Raw genomic sequence first — 15,249 nt, 5'->3', positions numbered from 1 at the left:
CCGCCCCACCGGCCCAAACCACGGGCTCACAGACTGGAGAGCAGCTGGGGCGACAGGGTCTTGATCATGGTGTTGGTCCAGCGGAGCTGGCGCAGGGTCTGCGGGTGGCAGGCGGCGGCGAGGTCGAGGAGACCGGTGTCCCCGGCGGCCTGGGCCACCTGGGCGAGCATCTCCCAGCTCAGGGAGTTCTCGGTGGCCGAGAGATGGAGGTCGCGCAGATCGCGCAGCAGGAGCAGACCGGGCGCGGGCTGTCGCCCGACGGCCCGGCCGAGGGTGGCGCGCAGGGACTCCGGCGGACCGGGCTCCGGACGGTCCGCGGGCCCCGGCAGACCCAGGTCGTACGACGCGGCGGCCCGGGCCAGGCGGTCCGCGTGTTCCCGCGACCAGCGGGCGACGTCCGTGGCGATGTGCCGGAACTCGGGCTCGCCGCCGTGCGGTTCGGCCGCGGCGAGGAGCTGTCGCTCCAGCCCGCGTTCGCCGTCGTGCAGGGCCTGCAGAGGTCGGCGCCGCACTCACGGGTGTTCTCGGCGGTGGGCTGGCCGTTCATCTGCAGGACGCCGCAGCCCGGGCGGCCGAGCATGCCGCGGATCAGCTGGAGGTTGTTGACCTGGCAGGCCGCGGCGGTGGCCTGGTGGGACTGGTAGACGCCCTGCAGCACGGTGGAGAGCAGTCGCTCGGCACCGCCGAGGACCTCCGCCGCCTCGGTGATCCTCGCGGCCGGAACGTCACAGAGGGCGGCGGCCCACTCCGGAGTGCAGCCGGAGACCTGCTCGGTGAGTTCCTCGAAGCCCACCGTGTGCGCCTCGAGGTAGGCGCGGTCGATCCGGTCGGTGCGGATGATCTCGTGCAGCAGCGCGTCGAGCAGTGCCACGTTGGTGCCCCCGCGCGGTGCGAGATGGACGGCCGCGCGGCGGGCGACCGGGGTGGGACGCGGGTCGACGCACACCAGACGCGGCGGAGCGGGGCCCTCCAGCCGGTCCAGGACACGCATCCACAGCACCGGCTGGGTCTCGGCCATGTTGTGCCCGAACAGGGCGATGACATCGGCGTGGTCGACGTCGGTGAAGGAGGCCGGCTGCCCGTCGCAGCCGAAGGTCTCCTTCAGCGACTCCGCGGCCGTGGCGGTGCACAGCCGCGTGTTGCCGTCGACGTGGTGGGTGCCGATCCCGGCGCGGGCGATCACCGTCAGCGTGTAGTAGTCCTCCAGGAACAGCTGCCCGCTGGTGTAGAAGCCGATGGAGCCGGGGCCGCTCTCCTCCAGCAGATCACGGGTCCGGGCGGTGATCCGGTCCATGGCGGTGTCCCAGCCGCACGCCACCAGCCGCCCGCCCTCCCGGACCAGGGGAGTGGTGAGCCGGTCGCCCGCGTGGTTGGCCTGCCAGCCGAACAGGTCCTTCGGGCCCAGCCGGCCGTGGTTCACCCGGTCGCCGGGCCGTCCGCGCACCCCGACGATCCGCCCGCCGGCGACGGCGACGTCCATCGCGTCCCCGTTGGAGTGCAGCAGCGACGCCGTCGGCACCCAACGCTCCACCGAGTCGGCGCCGACGCCGGGCCGAAGGTAGGAGTCGACCCGCACCGGCCAGCGCTCGCCGCGCCCGTACGGGGTGCGATCACCCCAGGGCTCCGCGATCCGGTCGACCTCGGGCTGCACCGCCCTCACCGTCCACGGTCGAGGGCGTTCCGCAGTTCTTCCTTGCTCATCGAGGAACGGCCGTCGATGTTGCGCTTCTTCGCCTCCGCGTACAGCTGGTCCTTCGTCGGCCCCTGCGCGCCGCTGTGCGAGCGCTCGCCGCCGCGCTGCGAGGCGGATTTCGGGTCACGGGTCGAGGTCCTGCTGCTGGTCGTCGACTCGCCCGACCGCGCCCGCTCCTTGTTGACGGTCCGCGCGGCGATCTCCTTGGCCCGCTCGGCGGACTCGCCCCGGTCCTGGGCGCTCTTCCTGATGTGCTCGTACTGCCGTTCCCGCTTGGGACTCGATCCGGCAGGCATGGCGCTCCTCCTCGCTCTCGCAGCGGTCCGGTCAGCCGCCGGGTTCCCCCCGGCAGCGGTTCTATCCGGTGGCCGTCGAGCGAGGTTGCCGGTGGTCATCGAGGAAGACCGGTACCTCCCGGCGGGCGGACGTGTCCGCGGCGGGCCCTGGCGATCGTCGCCGTGATCTCCCGCCGGACCGGCTCCGGCAGCGCGGCGCCCCGCACGGTGGCCACCACGTCCCGGGCCAGGCGGTGCAGCTTGGTGTTCGTGTGCTGGGATGCCGTGACGAGCACTTCCCAGGCCTCGTCGGCGTCCAGGCCGAAGGCCGCCATGAGGATGCCCCGCGCCAGGTCGATGTCCGGCCGGGTCCGCATCGCGCGCCGCAGCTGGACGAGCTCCGTCCGCAGCAGCTCCTCCTCGGTGTCCGTGCCCTCGGTGTCCCCGCCCTGTTCCGCCGTCCCGTGCCCCGCCGAGAACAGGGTGTAGGTGTCCGTGAAGCTCAGGAGCCGTTCCGCCGCCGGGCTGACGGCGGTGACGGCGACCGTCTTCTCGTCCGCGAGCGCCTGGCCGCGCACCGCCAGGAGGACGTTGAGCGCGGACGAGTCCGCGAACGTCAGACCGCCCAGGTCCAGGTCGATCCCCTCGGTCGACCTCGCGAGGGCGTCGCGCGCGCAGCGCCGGAAATACTGGCTGTGGTCGAGGCGGTACTCCCCGCTCACGGTGACGACCACCCGGTCACCGTCCGGCCCGGTCAGGACCACCAGACTCCTGGCGGAAGGGCCTCCCGGCCGGCTGTCCTCGTGCGAAAACGGGTCTCCGCGAGGCGTTTTCGGCATGCTCGCCTCCTTCGTGTCACCAGTCCCAGGCTCATACGCCCCCCGTCTCACGTCAAGACATACGCGAATTCCGCTTCGTGTCTTTGTGGGCGTGAATGTCCCGGCGTACGCTGTGGGCATGTCGGCAGCCGAGGGAGCACCCGAGCCGCACACCGGCTGGACGTTCGTCACCAATCACGCACGCGTCCTGGCCAGCATCGCCGACGACCGCCACGCACGGATCCGTGACATCGCGGCGCGCTGCCGGCTCACGGAACGCGCCGTCCAGAAGATCATCGCGGATCTGGAGCAGAGCGGCTACTTGTCGCACACCCGCAACGGCCGCGGCAACCGGTACCGCATCGCCCCCGACGGGGTCCTGCGGCATCCGGCCGAGGCCGGCCTGACCGTGGCGTCGCTGCTGGCGATGCTCGTCAGGGACGAGGCCGAACGCCAGGGCACGGCCGAGGGCGCCCCGACCGACCGCTGACGGCGCCCCGGACCCCGCCTCGCCGCCCGAGGCCTCCCTCAGGCGGACCGCAGGGCCGTCGTCCCGTCCCGCCAGGCGTCCAGCAGCCGGGCCGCCAGCAGGTCCTCCAGATGCGCGGTCGCACGGATCCCGAACACCACGTCGGCGTCCAACGCCGGTTCGCGCTCCAGCAGGCCGCCGACGACATCGTGCCGGACGACCTGCTCGTGCACGGCGTCCGCCTCGACGTGCTCGGTGTAGAACCGTACGGCCGCCGCGCCCGCCCCCGCCCGCCGCATGGCCTCGGCGAGCCGGCGCGAAGCGGGTGACGAGGTCACCTCGACGGCGGCGAAATGCCCGACCAGCGCCGCCCGCAGGGCCCGGTGCAGGCCGAACAGGGACATCAGGTTGACGGTGGCGAGCGCCTCGGCGGGCGCGGCGTCGACATAGCGACCGTAGGCGGTGTCGAGCCCCAGGTCCCTCATCAGATCGGCGTACAGCTCGGCGTGGATCTCGTCCGGGCGGCCCGCGCCGAACTCGTCGTACTCCACCGCGACCATGGCGGCCTTGGCGCGCCCGTAGAGCCGGGGGATCACCCAGGCGTGCGGGTCCGCCTCCTTGAGGTGGTACAGCGAGCGGATCGCCGCGTACTCGCGCAGCTGGCCGAGGGTGCCCCGGTCCCTGAGGTGGTGCGAGACACTGAGGTCGTCGCCCGCGACGGGTTCGCGCTGCAGTGCGTCCAGTGCGTGCGCGGCGGTGCCTCCGACCGGGACGTCCGCGACCAGGGCGCGCAGGAAGACGTCCTCCAGCGCGGCGCGGTGGGACAGCAGCGCGGCGTCCCACTCGGCGTCGTCGGGCACGCCCTCGAAGCCCTGGTAGTGCAGCTCGTACAGCGTGTAGAGCGCGAGCTGCAGGTCGTCGCCGTACGCCGGGCAGGACGCGGGGACCGGCGGCAGCGCCGAGCCGCGCCCACCGCGCAGGGACGCCACGAGCGCCGCCGAGAGCGGGCCGCGCGGCTCGGGCAGGGGAGGCGGACGCAGCCGGGCCGGTGCGTGCGTCATACGACGTCACCGTCCTCGCGCCCCCCGGTGTCCCGCGGGCGCTTCTCGCGTCGGCGGTGGCTGGTGTCGCACCAGGGGAAGATCCGGCTGCGGCGACAGGTGCACACCGCCACCGCGAACCGCTGCGACACCGTCACCTCGCCGTCCTCACCCACCACTTCGACGGGCCCCTCCACCAGCAGGGGCCCGTCCCGTTGGACACGGATACGGCGGGGCCGCTCAGGGCTGTTCGGCACGGATCACCACCAGCTCCTCCATGGCGTCCCCGGTCGCCATCCCGCGTTCGCGCAGCCGGCCGAGCCGGGACCTCAGCACGGGCCCGAAGGGCAGCCGGGCGCGTTCGACGACATCCGTGCGCAGCCCCGCCCCGGCCAGGCGGTCCAGGGTCCGGTCGATCCCGCACAGATGCGAGTGGACCAGCAGCAGGGTGCCCGCGGACCGCAGGACCTGCGGTACGGCGTCACACACCCGGTCGACGAGCAGACGGCCGTCCCTGCCCGCGTCCCAGGCCCGCGCGAGGCCGCGCGGCGGACGGTCGTCCGGCGCGGGCACGTACGGCGGGTTGGCGATCACGAGGTCGAAACGCCGGCCCCGCACCGCGGACGTCAGGTCGCCGTGGCGCACCCGCACGCTCTGTCCGTTGAGCACGGCGTTGCACCGGGCGGTCAGTACCGCGCGCCAGGAGATGTCCACCGCCGTCACCCGCCCGCCCAGCCGGGCCGCCTCCACCGCCAGCAGCCCGCTGCCGGTGCCCAGGTCCAGGACGTCGGTCCCGCGCACGATCCCCTCACGGCGCAACGCGCGCCGAAGGAGCTGCGAGTCGGTCTGGGGCCGGTAGACGCCTCGGGGAACCCAGCAGCGGAGGCCGGGCGGCGCGGCGGGCGCGGCGGTCGAGGTGCGGTCGGCGGTCAGTGCCTTCACCGTGACTCCGGGTTCGATCGATGGTGCGGCGGGCGGATCGTCCGGCGGGCCGGACGCGGTCGTCCCCCCGGGTACCCCCGGGCGGCCGGCGTAACGGCCGAACCGACGGTCAGTCCCGCGGCCCCCGCGGCAGTGAGGCGAGCAGATCCGCCGGATCGTCGAAGACGGCGGCGGCCCCGGCCTCCTCCAGGTCCGCGCGGGGGATGCCCCCGCACAGCAGCCCCACGCACCGCACCCCCGCACGGCTGCCGGCCCGCATGTCCCACACCGTGTCACCGACGAACATCGCCTGCTCGGGCGGCGTACCGGCGAGCTCCAGGGCCCGCCGCACCGGGTCGGGAGCCGGTTTGCCCCGGGACACGTCGTCGGCGCTCGCCGTCGCCTCGATGGCGTCGTCCGCGTCGATCGCGCGCCGCAGGGCGGACAGTTCGTCCTCGCCGGCCGAGGTCGCCAGGACCACGGACCAGCCGTCGGCGGCCAGCCGCCGCAGCAGCCGGCCCGCCTCCGGCAGCGCGCGCAACCGCTCGAAGTACGGGGCGTACAGCGCCTTGTGGGCGGCGCTGAGGTCCTCGCCCTCCTCCCGCGCGGTCCGCTCGCCCAACAGATGGGCGACGAGGTCGCCGGAGGCGAGGCCGACGGCACGGTGCACGGCGTGCATGGTGACCGGGTGGCCGGCCTGGCGCAGCGCCTCCCACCAGGTGACCACGTGCAGATGGTTGGTGTCGACGAGGGTGCCGTCCACGTCGAAGACGGCCGCTCGCTCACTGCCTGCCATGTCCTCACTCCTCGCCGGGCGGGGCCGTCCGGATGTCGCGCTTCTCCAGGGGCTGGACCGCGGGGCCCTGCAGGACACCGCCGTCGGGGGCGAACCGGGAGCCGTGGCACGGGCACTCCCAGGCCCGTTCGGCCTGGTTGAACGCCACCACACAGCCGAGATGCGTGCACCGGGCGGAGACCGCGTGCAGCTGACCGCTGTCGTCGCGGTGCACGGCGCACTGCCGCCCGCCGAGCCGCACCACGGCCCCCTGGCCCGGAGCGAGGTCCTCGGGCGCCGGTCCCGTGACCGGCGGCAGCCGGTCGCCGACGAAGTGCCGGGCCACCTGGGCCTGGTGCTTCAGGAACGTCGTGCCCTCCCGGACGACGGACGCCAGCCGGCGCGGGTCGTACAGCCCCGCCCAGTCCGGCGGGCGGCCGTCGAGGAGACCCGCGAGCAGGGTGCCGGCCATGACACCGCCGCTGAGCCCCCAGCCGCCGAAACCGGTGGCGACCCAGGTGTGCCGGCTGCCCGGGTGGAACCGCCCGACCAGCGGCACCGAGTCGGTGGAGTCGTTGTCCTGGGCGGCCCAGCGGTGCGTGGGCGCGAAGCTTGAGAACCGGTCGGCCGCCCACGCCCACAGCCGGGCGTACCGCTCCTCGACGTCGGCGGTGCCGGGGGTGAAGTGCTCGCCCGTGACGATCAGCAGCCGCCTGCCGTCGCCGTACGGCGCACTGCGCACGGACCGCGTGGCCTGCTCCGGGGTGATGTGCATGTCCCGCGGCGCCCGTTCCTCCTCGACGGTCCCGGCGACCACCAGCTCCCGCCGCGGGGAGAGGCGGGTGAACAGCAGGGCCCGGTCGAAGACGGGGTAGTGGGTGGCGATCACGACCTCCCCGGCGCGCACGGACACGCCCGCGTCGGTCGCCAGGACGCACGGCTCGCCCTCCTCCAGGCCGACGACGCGCGTGCCCTCGTACACCGTGCCACCGCTCCGGCGCAGGTCCTCCGCGAGCGCCAGCAGATACTTCCGCGGGTGGAACTGCGCCTGACCGGTCACCCGTACCGCCCCCGCGACCGGGAACGGCAGCTCCGTGTCGGTGACGAACGTCGCGGGAAGTCCGGCCTCGCGGGCGGCGTCCGCCTCCGCCCGCAGCTCCCCGGTGCGCTGCGGGTCCTCGGCGTAGGTGCAGGCGGCGGCCTCCTCCCAGTCGCAGTCGATGCCGAGTTCCTCGACGATCCCGGCGGCGTGCCGGATCGCCTCGGACTGCGAACGCGCGTACAGCCGGGCTCCCTCCGCCCCCCGGGTGCGGCGCAGCCGGTCGTACACGAGCGTGTGCAGCGCGGTCAGTTTGGCCGTCGTGTGGCCGGTGACCCCTGCGGCGACCCGTCCGGCCTCCAGCACGGCCACCGAGCGTCCCTGCCGGACCAGTTCCCAGGCCGTGCTCAGCCCCGCCATGCCGGCCCCGATCACCGCCACGTCGACGGCGAGGTCACCGGCGGGCGCGGGGGAGGGGGCGCCGGGCGGCGCCGTCTCCATCCAGTACGAGCCCCTGATTCCTCCGTGCGTGTCCATGGCCGCCGAGTACCCGGGATGCGATGACGTGTTCATCGCTCCTTCCGGGTACTCGGCGGACGTCACCCATCCGAACCGAGGAGGACCACATGAGCACGGTCAAGGAGTCGGTGGACGTGGAGGTCCCCGTCCACACCGCCTACAACCAGTGGACCCAGTTCGAGCACTTCCCGGACTTCATGGAGGGCGTCGAGGAGGTCAGGCAGCTCGACGACCGGCACAACCACTGGGTCACGAAGATCGGCGGGGTGCGCCGCGAGTTCGACACCGAGATCGTCGACCAGATGCCCGACGACCGGATCACCTGGCGTTCCGTCGGGGGCGACAGCGAGCAGCGCGGCTCGGTGCGCTTTCAGCGGCTGGGCGAGGACCGGACCCGGGTGGAGCTGAGCATGGACGTGGAGCCCAGCGGCGCCGTCGAGAAGGGCGCGGACATGCTCGGCATGATCGACCGCCGGGTCAAGGGCGACCTGCGGCGCTTCAAGGACTACGTCGAGCGCGGCGACGGCGCGACCGGTGCCTGGCGCGGCCGGATCCGCCCCGGGGACCCCGGCGCACCGCTCTGAACCGCCCCGTCCGAAGCCGCAGGGAGGGCCGCCCGCAGGCGGCCCTCGCGGCGCGTCCGACAGACATCACGGGGACGGGGTACCCGACGAGGGTCCATCGGAGAACCGGTCCCCGGGAGGGACGATGACAGAGCTCGGATACTTCCTCGCGTGCGAGGAGCACACCCCGGCAGAACTGGTCGAGCAGGCGCGCATGGCCGAGCACGCCGGCTTCGACTCCCTGTGGATCTCGGACCACTACCACCCGTGGCACGACGGCCAGGGCCAGAGCCCCTTCGTGTGGTCGGTCATCGGCGCGCTCTCACAGGCGGTGTCGCTCCCGATCGAGACGGCGGTGACCTGCCCCCTCGTGCGCACCCACCCCGCGGTGATCGCGCAGGCGGCCGCCACCAGCGCCGTACAGCTGGACGGGCGCTTCCGGCTGGGGGTGGGCACCGGCGAGGCGCTGAACGAACACATCCTCGGCAGCGGGTGGCCCGAGGCGCCGGTACGGCTGGAGATGCTGGAGGAGGCACTGCAGATCATCCGGCGGCTCTTCACCGGTGAGCAGATCAGCCACCGCGGCAAGCACTACACCGTGGAGAACGCCCGCCTGTACACGCTCCCCGACGCGCCCGTGCCGATCGACGTCTCCGCCTTCGGTCCGCAGGCCGCCGAGGTGGCCGCGCGGATCGGCGACGGCCTGATCACGATGATGCCCGACCAGTCCCTGGTGGACCGATTCCGCAGCGGTGGCGGCGGCACCAAGCCGGTCTACGGCGGTCTCAAGGTCTGCTGGGGCGCCGACGAGCGGGAGGCGGTCCGCACCGCACACCGGCTGTGGGCCACCGAGCAGCTGCCGGGCGAACTCGCGCAGATCCTGCCCACCCCCCGCCACTTTGAGCAGGCGACACAGCTGGTCACCGAGGACCAGGTGGCCGGGTCGGTGCCCTGCGGCGACGACCCCGACGTCCACGCCGAGGCGGTGGCGGAGTTCGTGGACGCCGGCTTCGACGGCGTGTACGTCGGCCAGATCGGCAAGGACCAGCAGGGCTTCTTCGACTTCTACCGCACCAAGGTCCTGCCGCAGCTGCGCGGCTGACCGCACGAGGAGGTGGACGCCGTGCCCGGGCCCGGAGCGACGGACGGCAACGCGCTCGTCGTGATCGACATGATCAACACCTACGACCACGAGGACGCCGAGCTGCTGACGCCCTCCGTCGCACGGGTCGTACCGGTGCTCGCGGAGCTGATCGGCCGGGCCCGCGACACGGGCGTGCCGGTCGTCTACGTGAACGACAACTTCGGGCTCTGGCGCTCCCACCACGGCGAACTCGTGGCAGCCGCTCTCGCCCGGCCCCACGCCGACCTGGTCGAGCCGATCAGACCGGACGACGACTCCCTCTTCGTGGTCAAGGCCAGACACTCGATCTTCTACGACACGCCCGTGTCCTATCTGCTGTGGCAACTGGGCGTCGGCACGGTGGTGCTGACGGGCCAGGTCACCGAGCAGTGCGTCCTGTACTCCGCGCTGGACGCGCACATCCGCCATCTCGACGTCACGGTGCCGAGGGACGCCGTCGCCTCCATCCACCCCGGGCTCGGGAGCGCCGCGCTGGACATGATGGAGCGCAACATGGGCGCCCGGATCGTGCCCGCGAAGGAGGTCGACTTCCGTCCCCGGGCCTGACGCAGGCGGCATGTCGACCCGAAGACAGGACGCGGGGTGCGGAAGGCACCTGATGAAGCGTGTGATTGGCTGGTTCCGGCCATCGCACCCGACCCGGCCCGGCCGGCAGGAGGACACCGTCATGAGCAGTCCGCACGTCTACGAGTACAAGGTCGTCACGTTCCGGGAATCGCTGATCGGCGACGCCCTGGACAGCGACAAGCTGGAGAAGGTCCTCAACAAGCACGCCGAGGACGGCTGGGGCCTCAAGGCCATCACGTCCGCCGACGTCAAGGGCCGTATCGGACCAGGCGCCGTCGAGGGCCTGCTCCTCACCTTCGAGCGTCCGCGCGGCTGACCGCATCGGTCGGCGCGGAGGGCGTCGGTTCCACGTCCTTGCGGTGGGAGGGCAGCAGCGCGTCGAACTCCGCGGCGAGGGAACCGATGTCCGGCCGGGCGGCGGGGTCCGGTTCCAGACAGGCGTCGACGGCGGCGGCGAGCGCACACGGCAGACGGCGCAGGGTACTCACCGGCGCGGCCCGGCCCTCCAGCTGCGGGTAGCGGGCCTGCCGGTCGTAGGTGGCGCGTCCGCTCCGGCCGGCCGAAGCGGACGGGGTGCCGGCATCGGTGTCCCCGGACGGCTCCCCGCCCGTCGTGGTCGTGGTGACCTCGGGGAAGGGGAGGCCGCCGGTGGCGACCTCGTACAGGGTGATCCCCACGCCCCAGACGTCCGCGGCGGCGGACAGGCCGCCACCCCGTGCCTGCTCGGGGGCGAGATAGCAGGGGGTGCCTATGCCGGGGGGCGCGGGCCCCGGCGGGCGGGCGACGCTGAGGTCGAGGAGTACGGCCCGCCCGCGGTCGACGATCACGTTCGACGGCTTGACGTCCAGGTGCAGCAGGTCCCGGCCGTGCAGGTAGTGCAGCGCGGAGCACAGGTGCAGGCCCAGGAAGGCCACGTCAGGGGCGGCGAGCCTGCGGTGCAGGCGACCGACGAGGTGGGCGACGGTCTCACCGCTCAGTGTCTCCAGGACGACGTACGGCTCGGGTGCCTCACCGGTCTCGTAGGCGCGGACCAGATGCGGGTGGCTGAACCCCTGCAGCCAGCGGCCTTCGCGCAGGAGCCGTTCACGCAGCCGCGTCTCGTGCCGGCGGTCCGGACGCAGCGTCTTCAGCAGGCAGCGGCAGTCCCGCTCGTCGCTCCAGGCGTCGTACACGTCGAGCCAGCCGGTCCTGGTCAGATGGGCGAGGATCTCGTATCCGGCCACCGGGCTCGCCCCCGGCGGAAGAGGTGCGGACGGCGGGGCGGTCCGGTGCCGGGGGACCGCTCGCGGCGGGGCGAGGTGCGCGGGGCTCACGGGAAGGCCTTGGTCGTGGAGGGAGTGGAGGGCGGGGTGGCCGGGGTGGCCGGGGTGGGGGCGAAGACGGTGGCGGCGGTCTCCGGGGCAGCGTGCAGCCGGTGCAGCCGCGCGTAGGCCTTGCCGCTCAGCAGCAGGTCGTCGTGGGTGCCCTGTTCGACGACCCGGCCGTGGTCCAGGACCACGATCGAGGTGGCGTCCCGGACGGTGAGCAGGTTGTGGGAGATGAGGAGCGTGGTACGGCCGGACATCAGCCGGCGCAGCGGCTCCATCACGCGTCGGCCCGACACCGCGTCCAGGCCGGTGGTCGGCTCGTCCAGGACGAGGACGGGCGCGTCCCGGATCATGGCCCGGGCGATCGCCAGGCGCTGCCGCTGGCCTCCGGAGAGCAGCCTGCCCCGCTGGCCCACGACGGTGTCGTACCCCTCGGGCAGAGCGGTGACGAAGTCGTGCGCGTCCGCCGCGCGGGCCGCCGCGACGACCTCCCGCTCACTGGCGTCCGGACGGCCGTAGAGGATGTTCTCGCGCACGGTGCCGTGCAGGACCAGCGTCTCCTGGAGCACGACGGCCACGTTGTCCCGGGCGTCGGCGAGCCGCAGGCTCCTCAGGTCCGTGCCGTCCAGCCGGACGGTGCCCAACTCGGGGTCGTAGAAGCGCAGCAGCAGCTTGGCGACGGTGGACTTCCCCGCGCCACTGGCCCCGACCAGCGCCAGGGTCTGTCCGGGTTCCACCCGCAACGACACGTCGCACAACGCGGGCCGGTCGGTGCCCGGATAGGTGAAGCCGACGCCGTCGAACTCCACGTACCCGCGAGCGCGCCCGCTCCTGGCCGGACGGGAGACCTCGGCCACCACCGGACGCTGGTCGAGCAGTTCGGCGATCCGCTCCGCGGCGGCGGACGCCGCGTAGAAGGTGCCGGACAGGTGGGACATGCCCCGGATCGGGCTGTAGAGCTTGCCGAGCAGGGTCAGGAAGATCAGGAGCTCGCCCAGGGTGAGACGGCCTCGGGCCAGTTGCCAGGTGCCCAGGCCCATCACCAGGAGGGCCCCGCTCAGCTCGACCAGGTCGACCAACGGCCCGAACACGGCACGGATCCTGGTCGAGGCCATGGTGGCGCGGTAGCGTCCGAGGATCTCGCGCTGGAACCTGCCCTGCTCCCACTCCTGGCGGTTGTACGCCTGGACCAGGGCGATGTTGCCCAGCACCTCCTCGGCGATCGCGCTGACGGAGCCGCTGCGTCGGCGGCGTTCCCGGGAGGCGGCCTTCACCAGCCGGGAGAAGTACCGGGCCGCGCACCAGAACAGGGGCACGACGACGAGGGCGAACAGCGTCAGGTCCCAGCTCAGGTAGAAGAGCATGCCCAGGAAGATCCCGAGCCGCATCACGTACCAGAGTGCCTGGGCCACGCCCGAGAGCAGGAACGTCTCGACGGCGTCGACGTCACCGGTCACCCGGGCCAGGACGTCGCCGAGCCTGCGTCGCTCGAAGAAGCCGAGCGAGAGACCCTGCACATGCCGGAAGACGTCCGCCCGCAGGGCGAGCAGGAAACGCTCACCGACCCAGACGGAGGTCACGTCGTCGGCGAACGACACGAGGCCCGAGGCCAGACTGAGCCCGACGTAGGCCAGGGCGATCGACGGGAACGCACCGAGGTCGCGCTGGACGAGGACCTCGTCCACCACCACCTTGAACAGCCATATCTCGGCCGCGTCGATGGCGGGGCCGACGACACAGAAGGCGACGAGGGGCAGCAGCCACCACCGCCCGCCGCGCGTGTAGGGCCAGAACCGCCGGAAGACCTCCCGCACCGGCAGGGCCGGCGCAGCGGCGACGAGCTGTTCGCCCTCCTGCTCCGCGACGGTGAACGACCGTCGCAGCGCCGCGAACAGGGCGGCGCTGCGGGCGGGGCGACGGCGGAGTCTCACGAGAATCGCGACTTTCCCGGACGTCGTCCTGGTGTCACTTGTGGGTGCCGGTGCTCGACGTACGGCGGAGGTGCTTGCGCTGGTGGGACGTCCTCCCGTTCATGCTGGTCGTGGACTTCCTGTCCTTGGAGTGCCTCTTGGCGGGTGCCAGGTGACTGAAGAGGGACATGGTCTTTCCCTTCGTCTCACCGGTTCACTTGGACACCGGTTCACTAGGACATACGACCGACCTCTGCCGCGAGATTGCGATTTCGGTAAGAAATTCTTGTTCCGGTGGGCGCCGTGAGGGGGGCGCCGTCGGGGTGGCTCAGTACCAGCCGTTGGCCTGCCAGAAGTTCCAGGCGGCGGCGGGGCTGCCGTAGCGGGAGTTCATGTAGTCCAGGCCCCACTTGATCTGGGTGGCGGCGTTGGTCTTCCAGTCGGAGCCGGCGGAGGCCATCTTGGAGCCGGGGAGGGCCTGGACGAGGCCGTAGGCGCCGGAGGAGGAGTTGGTGGCGCTGACGTTCCAGTTGCTCTCGTGCTGGACGATGTGGGAGAAGGCGGCGTACTGGCCGGCGTCCGGGATCATCTTGTGCGCGATCGCCTGGGCCTGGGAGGCGCTGGTCACGGTGGCCGCGTGGGCCGGTGCCGCGGTCATGGCGATGCCGGCGGTGGCGGCGGCCAGGGCGACGGTGGTGAGGGCCTTCTTCGGGCTGGCGATGCGGCGGATGACGGAGACGGACACGGAGAACCTTTTTCTTCGGGGGCATGGCGGTCGCGGTGCGCTGTGGGGTGGGCGGCCGGTGGCCTGTCCTGCTGCCTGCGTGCGTCGGCGCCGGGGTCCGTGGGCGGGTCGGTGCCGTGCGACGTCGTCCAGAGAAGCAGGGTCGGGAGCCGTCCGCAAAGACCCCTTTTGCTAGTTGTGGCCGTACTTGGGGTGAAGGCCTGTTGTGTGACCTGGCTCTCAAAGTGCAGGTCAGAGGCCCTGATGGCATGGGCATGGCGTCCGATATGCCCAACTAGGGCAGGTAGTAGGTGATGTGGGTCATGTGGGGTGGTTCACCGCTTCAGGGCCTTACGCGGCCGGGCCGGTGGTGGACCGCTCGACCGGTCGGGGGGTGAGGACGGTCTCCCGCGCTGTGCCGCCGTTGGTCAGATCCAGCGCGGCGGCCACCGCTGCGTCCGCCGTGAGGGGCGCGTCCTGCGACACGGTGGTCATCTGCACATGGGGGATCTTCGCCGGCCGTGAGTCGTCGTAGCCGACGACGGAGATCTCGCCGGGCGCGTCACGCCCCTGACGTGCGAGAACGTCCAGGACGCCGGTCGCCGTCCGGTCGTTGAACGCGATGACGGCCGTGGGTGGCGGGACCGGACGGTCCAGCGGGGAGCGCATGCCCTTCCCCCCCCGGCCTCCTCGGTGAGACCACCCGCGAGTACGTCGGCGAAGTCGGCCAGCCCGTGCTCCGCCATCCCCTCGCGGAAGCCGAGCCGGCGATCCGAACTGCCCGGCGCACCGGCACCGTCGATGTGCGCGATCCGCCGGTGCCCGAGGCCCACCATGTGGTCGACCGCGAGCCTGATGCCCGGGCGGCTGCCCAGCAGGATCGCCGCATCACAGCGCTCGCGCAGCAGGGAGTCGACGGCCGTGGCCTCGTTCCGGCTCGGCGCGACCGCGCTGCTCAACGCTTCGTTGCCGCGTCGTGCCGCCGCGGCGTAGAGATGCTCGACGAGATCGCCGTGGAACGGCTGTTGGAGCTCGAAGACGATGCCGAGGACCCGTGAACTGGACCGCCGGAGCTTCTGGGCGTGCCGGTCGGGGACGTACCCCAGCTCGTCGGCGATCCGCAGGACGCGCCGGCGGGTCTCGGCACTGGCTCCGGGCACGTCGCGGATGACGATCGACACGAGAGCGGTGGAGATCCCGGCGGCGCTTGCCACGTCGGTGTGAACCGGGCACCGGCGAGATCCACTATCCGGCCGTCGCCCGCGCCCTGGGGGCGATGCGGCATCCACCGCGGCCGATGCGGCAACGGCCGCGGTCGGCTCCTGACGGCGGGCGGTTCCGCCGCACGGCGAACCCGGCCGCGACGCGACGTGCCGGGACGGGTTCCCGGACTTGCCGGAAAGGCTTCGAAACATTCGGTCCCTCGGCCGTCGGAATGCATTCCGGACCTTGCTTTCCCCGGACGGAAAGGGCTGTCTCAATAGT

19 protein-coding genes and 2 pseudogenes are annotated in these 15,249 nt (G+C 72.6%); 6 read left to right on the top strand and 15 right to left on the bottom strand.

What is annotated here, in order from left to right; genetic code table 11:
• Positions 1-26 precede the first annotated feature (26 nt).
• From U5640_RS00930 to U5640_RS00915, 4 genes and pseudogenes are all read right to left on the bottom strand, one after another.
• On the bottom strand, positions 27-512 hold the full coding sequence (locus U5640_RS00930) for a hypothetical protein (RefSeq protein WP_340373878.1): 486 nt from the start codon (positions 510-512) through the stop codon (positions 27-29).
• A pseudogene (locus tag U5640_RS00925) lies at positions 500-1,651 on the bottom strand (molybdopterin-dependent oxidoreductase); the annotation flags it as partial. The pseudogene U5640_RS00925 and the gene U5640_RS00930, both read right to left, overlap by 13 nt.
• Before the next feature lie 5 nt (positions 1,652-1,656).
• Positions 1,657-1,989: a plasmid stabilization protein gene (locus U5640_RS00920; protein ID WP_340373877.1), complete on the bottom strand. Its 333-nt coding sequence runs from the start codon at positions 1,987-1,989 to the stop codon at positions 1,657-1,659.
• Positions 1,990-2,084: 95 nt separating this feature from the next.
• Positions 2,085-2,732, bottom strand: a complete 648-nt coding sequence (locus U5640_RS00915) for an ANTAR domain-containing protein (protein ID WP_340373876.1) — start codon at positions 2,730-2,732, stop codon at positions 2,085-2,087.
• A 193-nt stretch (positions 2,733-2,925) separates the two neighbouring features.
• Between U5640_RS00915 and U5640_RS00910 the strand changes: the two genes are divergently transcribed.
• Positions 2,926-3,276 carry a helix-turn-helix domain-containing protein gene (locus U5640_RS00910; protein WP_340373875.1) on the top strand — a complete coding sequence of 117 codons (351 nt, stop codon included), beginning with the start codon at positions 2,926-2,928 and terminating at the stop codon, positions 3,274-3,276.
• A 38-nt stretch (positions 3,277-3,314) separates the two neighbouring features.
• Here the strand turns inward: U5640_RS00910 and U5640_RS00905 are convergent, their stop codons facing one another.
• The 5 genes from U5640_RS00905 to U5640_RS00885 form a co-directional block, all read right to left on the bottom strand.
• Positions 3,315-4,316 carry an iron-containing redox enzyme family protein gene (locus tag U5640_RS00905; RefSeq protein ID WP_340373874.1) on the bottom strand — a complete coding sequence of 334 codons (1,002 nt, stop codon included), beginning with the start codon at positions 4,314-4,316 and terminating at the stop codon, positions 3,315-3,317.
• Positions 4,313-4,552: a CDGSH iron-sulfur domain-containing protein gene (locus U5640_RS00900; protein ID WP_340373873.1), complete on the bottom strand. Its 240-nt coding sequence runs from the start codon at positions 4,550-4,552 to the stop codon at positions 4,313-4,315. Before U5640_RS00900 ends, U5640_RS00905 begins: the two co-directional genes overlap by 4 nt.
• Entirely contained in the window at positions 4,536-5,228 is a 693-nt protein-coding gene (locus U5640_RS00895; protein WP_340384856.1) for a HemK2/MTQ2 family protein methyltransferase, read from the bottom strand. Before U5640_RS00895 ends, U5640_RS00900 begins: the two co-directional genes overlap by 17 nt.
• 118 nt (positions 5,229-5,346) lie before the next feature.
• Positions 5,347-6,012: an HAD family hydrolase gene (locus U5640_RS00890; RefSeq protein WP_340373872.1), complete on the bottom strand. Its 666-nt coding sequence runs from the start codon at positions 6,010-6,012 to the stop codon at positions 5,347-5,349.
• Positions 6,013-6,016: 4 nt separating this feature from the next.
• Positions 6,017-7,567 (bottom strand): FAD-dependent oxidoreductase, encoded by a 1,551-nt coding sequence (locus U5640_RS00885; RefSeq protein WP_340384854.1) that lies wholly within the window; start codon positions 7,565-7,567, stop codon positions 6,017-6,019.
• 89 nt (positions 7,568-7,656) lie between these two features.
• On the opposite strand from U5640_RS00885, the gene U5640_RS00880 reads away from it, so the two are divergent.
• The 4 genes from U5640_RS00880 to U5640_RS00865 all read left to right on the top strand — a co-directional run bounded on the left by U5640_RS00880 (position 7,657) and on the right by U5640_RS00865 (position 10,139).
• On the top strand, positions 7,657-8,133 hold the full coding sequence (locus tag U5640_RS00880; RefSeq protein ID WP_340373871.1) for an SRPBCC family protein: 477 nt from the start codon (positions 7,657-7,659) through the stop codon (positions 8,131-8,133).
• A 124-nt stretch (positions 8,134-8,257) separates the two neighbouring features.
• Positions 8,258-9,214 (top strand): LLM class F420-dependent oxidoreductase, encoded by a 957-nt coding sequence (locus tag U5640_RS00875; RefSeq protein ID WP_340373870.1) that lies wholly within the window; start codon positions 8,258-8,260, stop codon positions 9,212-9,214.
• A gap of 21 nt (positions 9,215-9,235) precedes the next feature.
• Positions 9,236-9,802, top strand: coding sequence for an isochorismatase family cysteine hydrolase (locus U5640_RS00870; RefSeq protein ID WP_340373869.1), 567 nt, complete (start codon positions 9,236-9,238; stop codon positions 9,800-9,802).
• A 121-nt stretch (positions 9,803-9,923) separates the two neighbouring features.
• Positions 9,924-10,139: a DUF4177 domain-containing protein gene (locus tag U5640_RS00865; RefSeq protein ID WP_067253445.1), complete on the top strand. Its 216-nt coding sequence runs from the start codon at positions 9,924-9,926 to the stop codon at positions 10,137-10,139.
• On the opposite strand, the gene U5640_RS00860 is transcribed toward U5640_RS00865, so the two are convergent.
• From U5640_RS00860 to U5640_RS00840, 5 genes are all read right to left on the bottom strand, one after another.
• On the bottom strand, positions 10,114-11,136 hold the full coding sequence (locus tag U5640_RS00860; protein WP_340373868.1) for a serine/threonine-protein kinase: 1,023 nt from the start codon (positions 11,134-11,136) through the stop codon (positions 10,114-10,116). The two genes, U5640_RS00865 and U5640_RS00860, sit on opposite strands and share 26 nt — an antisense overlap.
• On the bottom strand, positions 11,133-13,061 hold the full coding sequence (locus U5640_RS00855) for an ABC transporter ATP-binding protein (protein ID WP_340373867.1): 1,929 nt from the start codon (positions 13,059-13,061) through the stop codon (positions 11,133-11,135). Before U5640_RS00855 ends, U5640_RS00860 begins: the two co-directional genes overlap by 4 nt.
• A gap of 34 nt (positions 13,062-13,095) precedes the next feature.
• Complete coding sequence (locus tag U5640_RS00850; protein WP_340373866.1) at positions 13,096-13,230, bottom strand: hypothetical protein; 135 nt, start codon at positions 13,228-13,230, stop codon at positions 13,096-13,098.
• 138 nt (positions 13,231-13,368) lie between these two features.
• The gene (locus tag U5640_RS00845; protein ID WP_340373865.1) at positions 13,369-13,785 is read right to left on the bottom strand and encodes a transglycosylase SLT domain-containing protein; all 417 of its coding nucleotides are present in this window, start codon (positions 13,783-13,785) and stop codon (positions 13,369-13,371) included.
• 330 nt (positions 13,786-14,115) lie between these two features.
• Positions 14,116-14,433, bottom strand: a complete 318-nt coding sequence (locus U5640_RS00840; protein WP_340373864.1) for a substrate-binding domain-containing protein — start codon at positions 14,431-14,433, stop codon at positions 14,116-14,118.
• Between the two features lie 65 nt (positions 14,434-14,498).
• On the opposite strand from U5640_RS00840, the gene U5640_RS00835 reads away from it, so the two are divergent.
• The gene (locus U5640_RS00835; protein ID WP_340385690.1) at positions 14,499-14,822 is read left to right on the top strand and encodes a hypothetical protein; all 324 of its coding nucleotides are present in this window, start codon (positions 14,499-14,501) and stop codon (positions 14,820-14,822) included.
• A 90-nt stretch (positions 14,823-14,912) separates the two neighbouring features.
• Here the strand turns inward: U5640_RS00835 and U5640_RS00830 are convergent.
• Positions 14,913-15,179: pseudogene (locus U5640_RS00830) on the bottom strand (hypothetical protein); the annotation flags it as partial.
• Between the last annotated feature and the right edge of the window lie 70 nt (positions 15,180-15,249).

The organism is Streptomyces sp. SS7, from assembly GCF_037993025.1.
Classification (GTDB): Bacteria; Actinomycetota; Actinomycetes; order Streptomycetales; family Streptomycetaceae; genus Streptomyces.
This window is presented reverse-complemented; position numbering and strand designations above follow the sequence as displayed.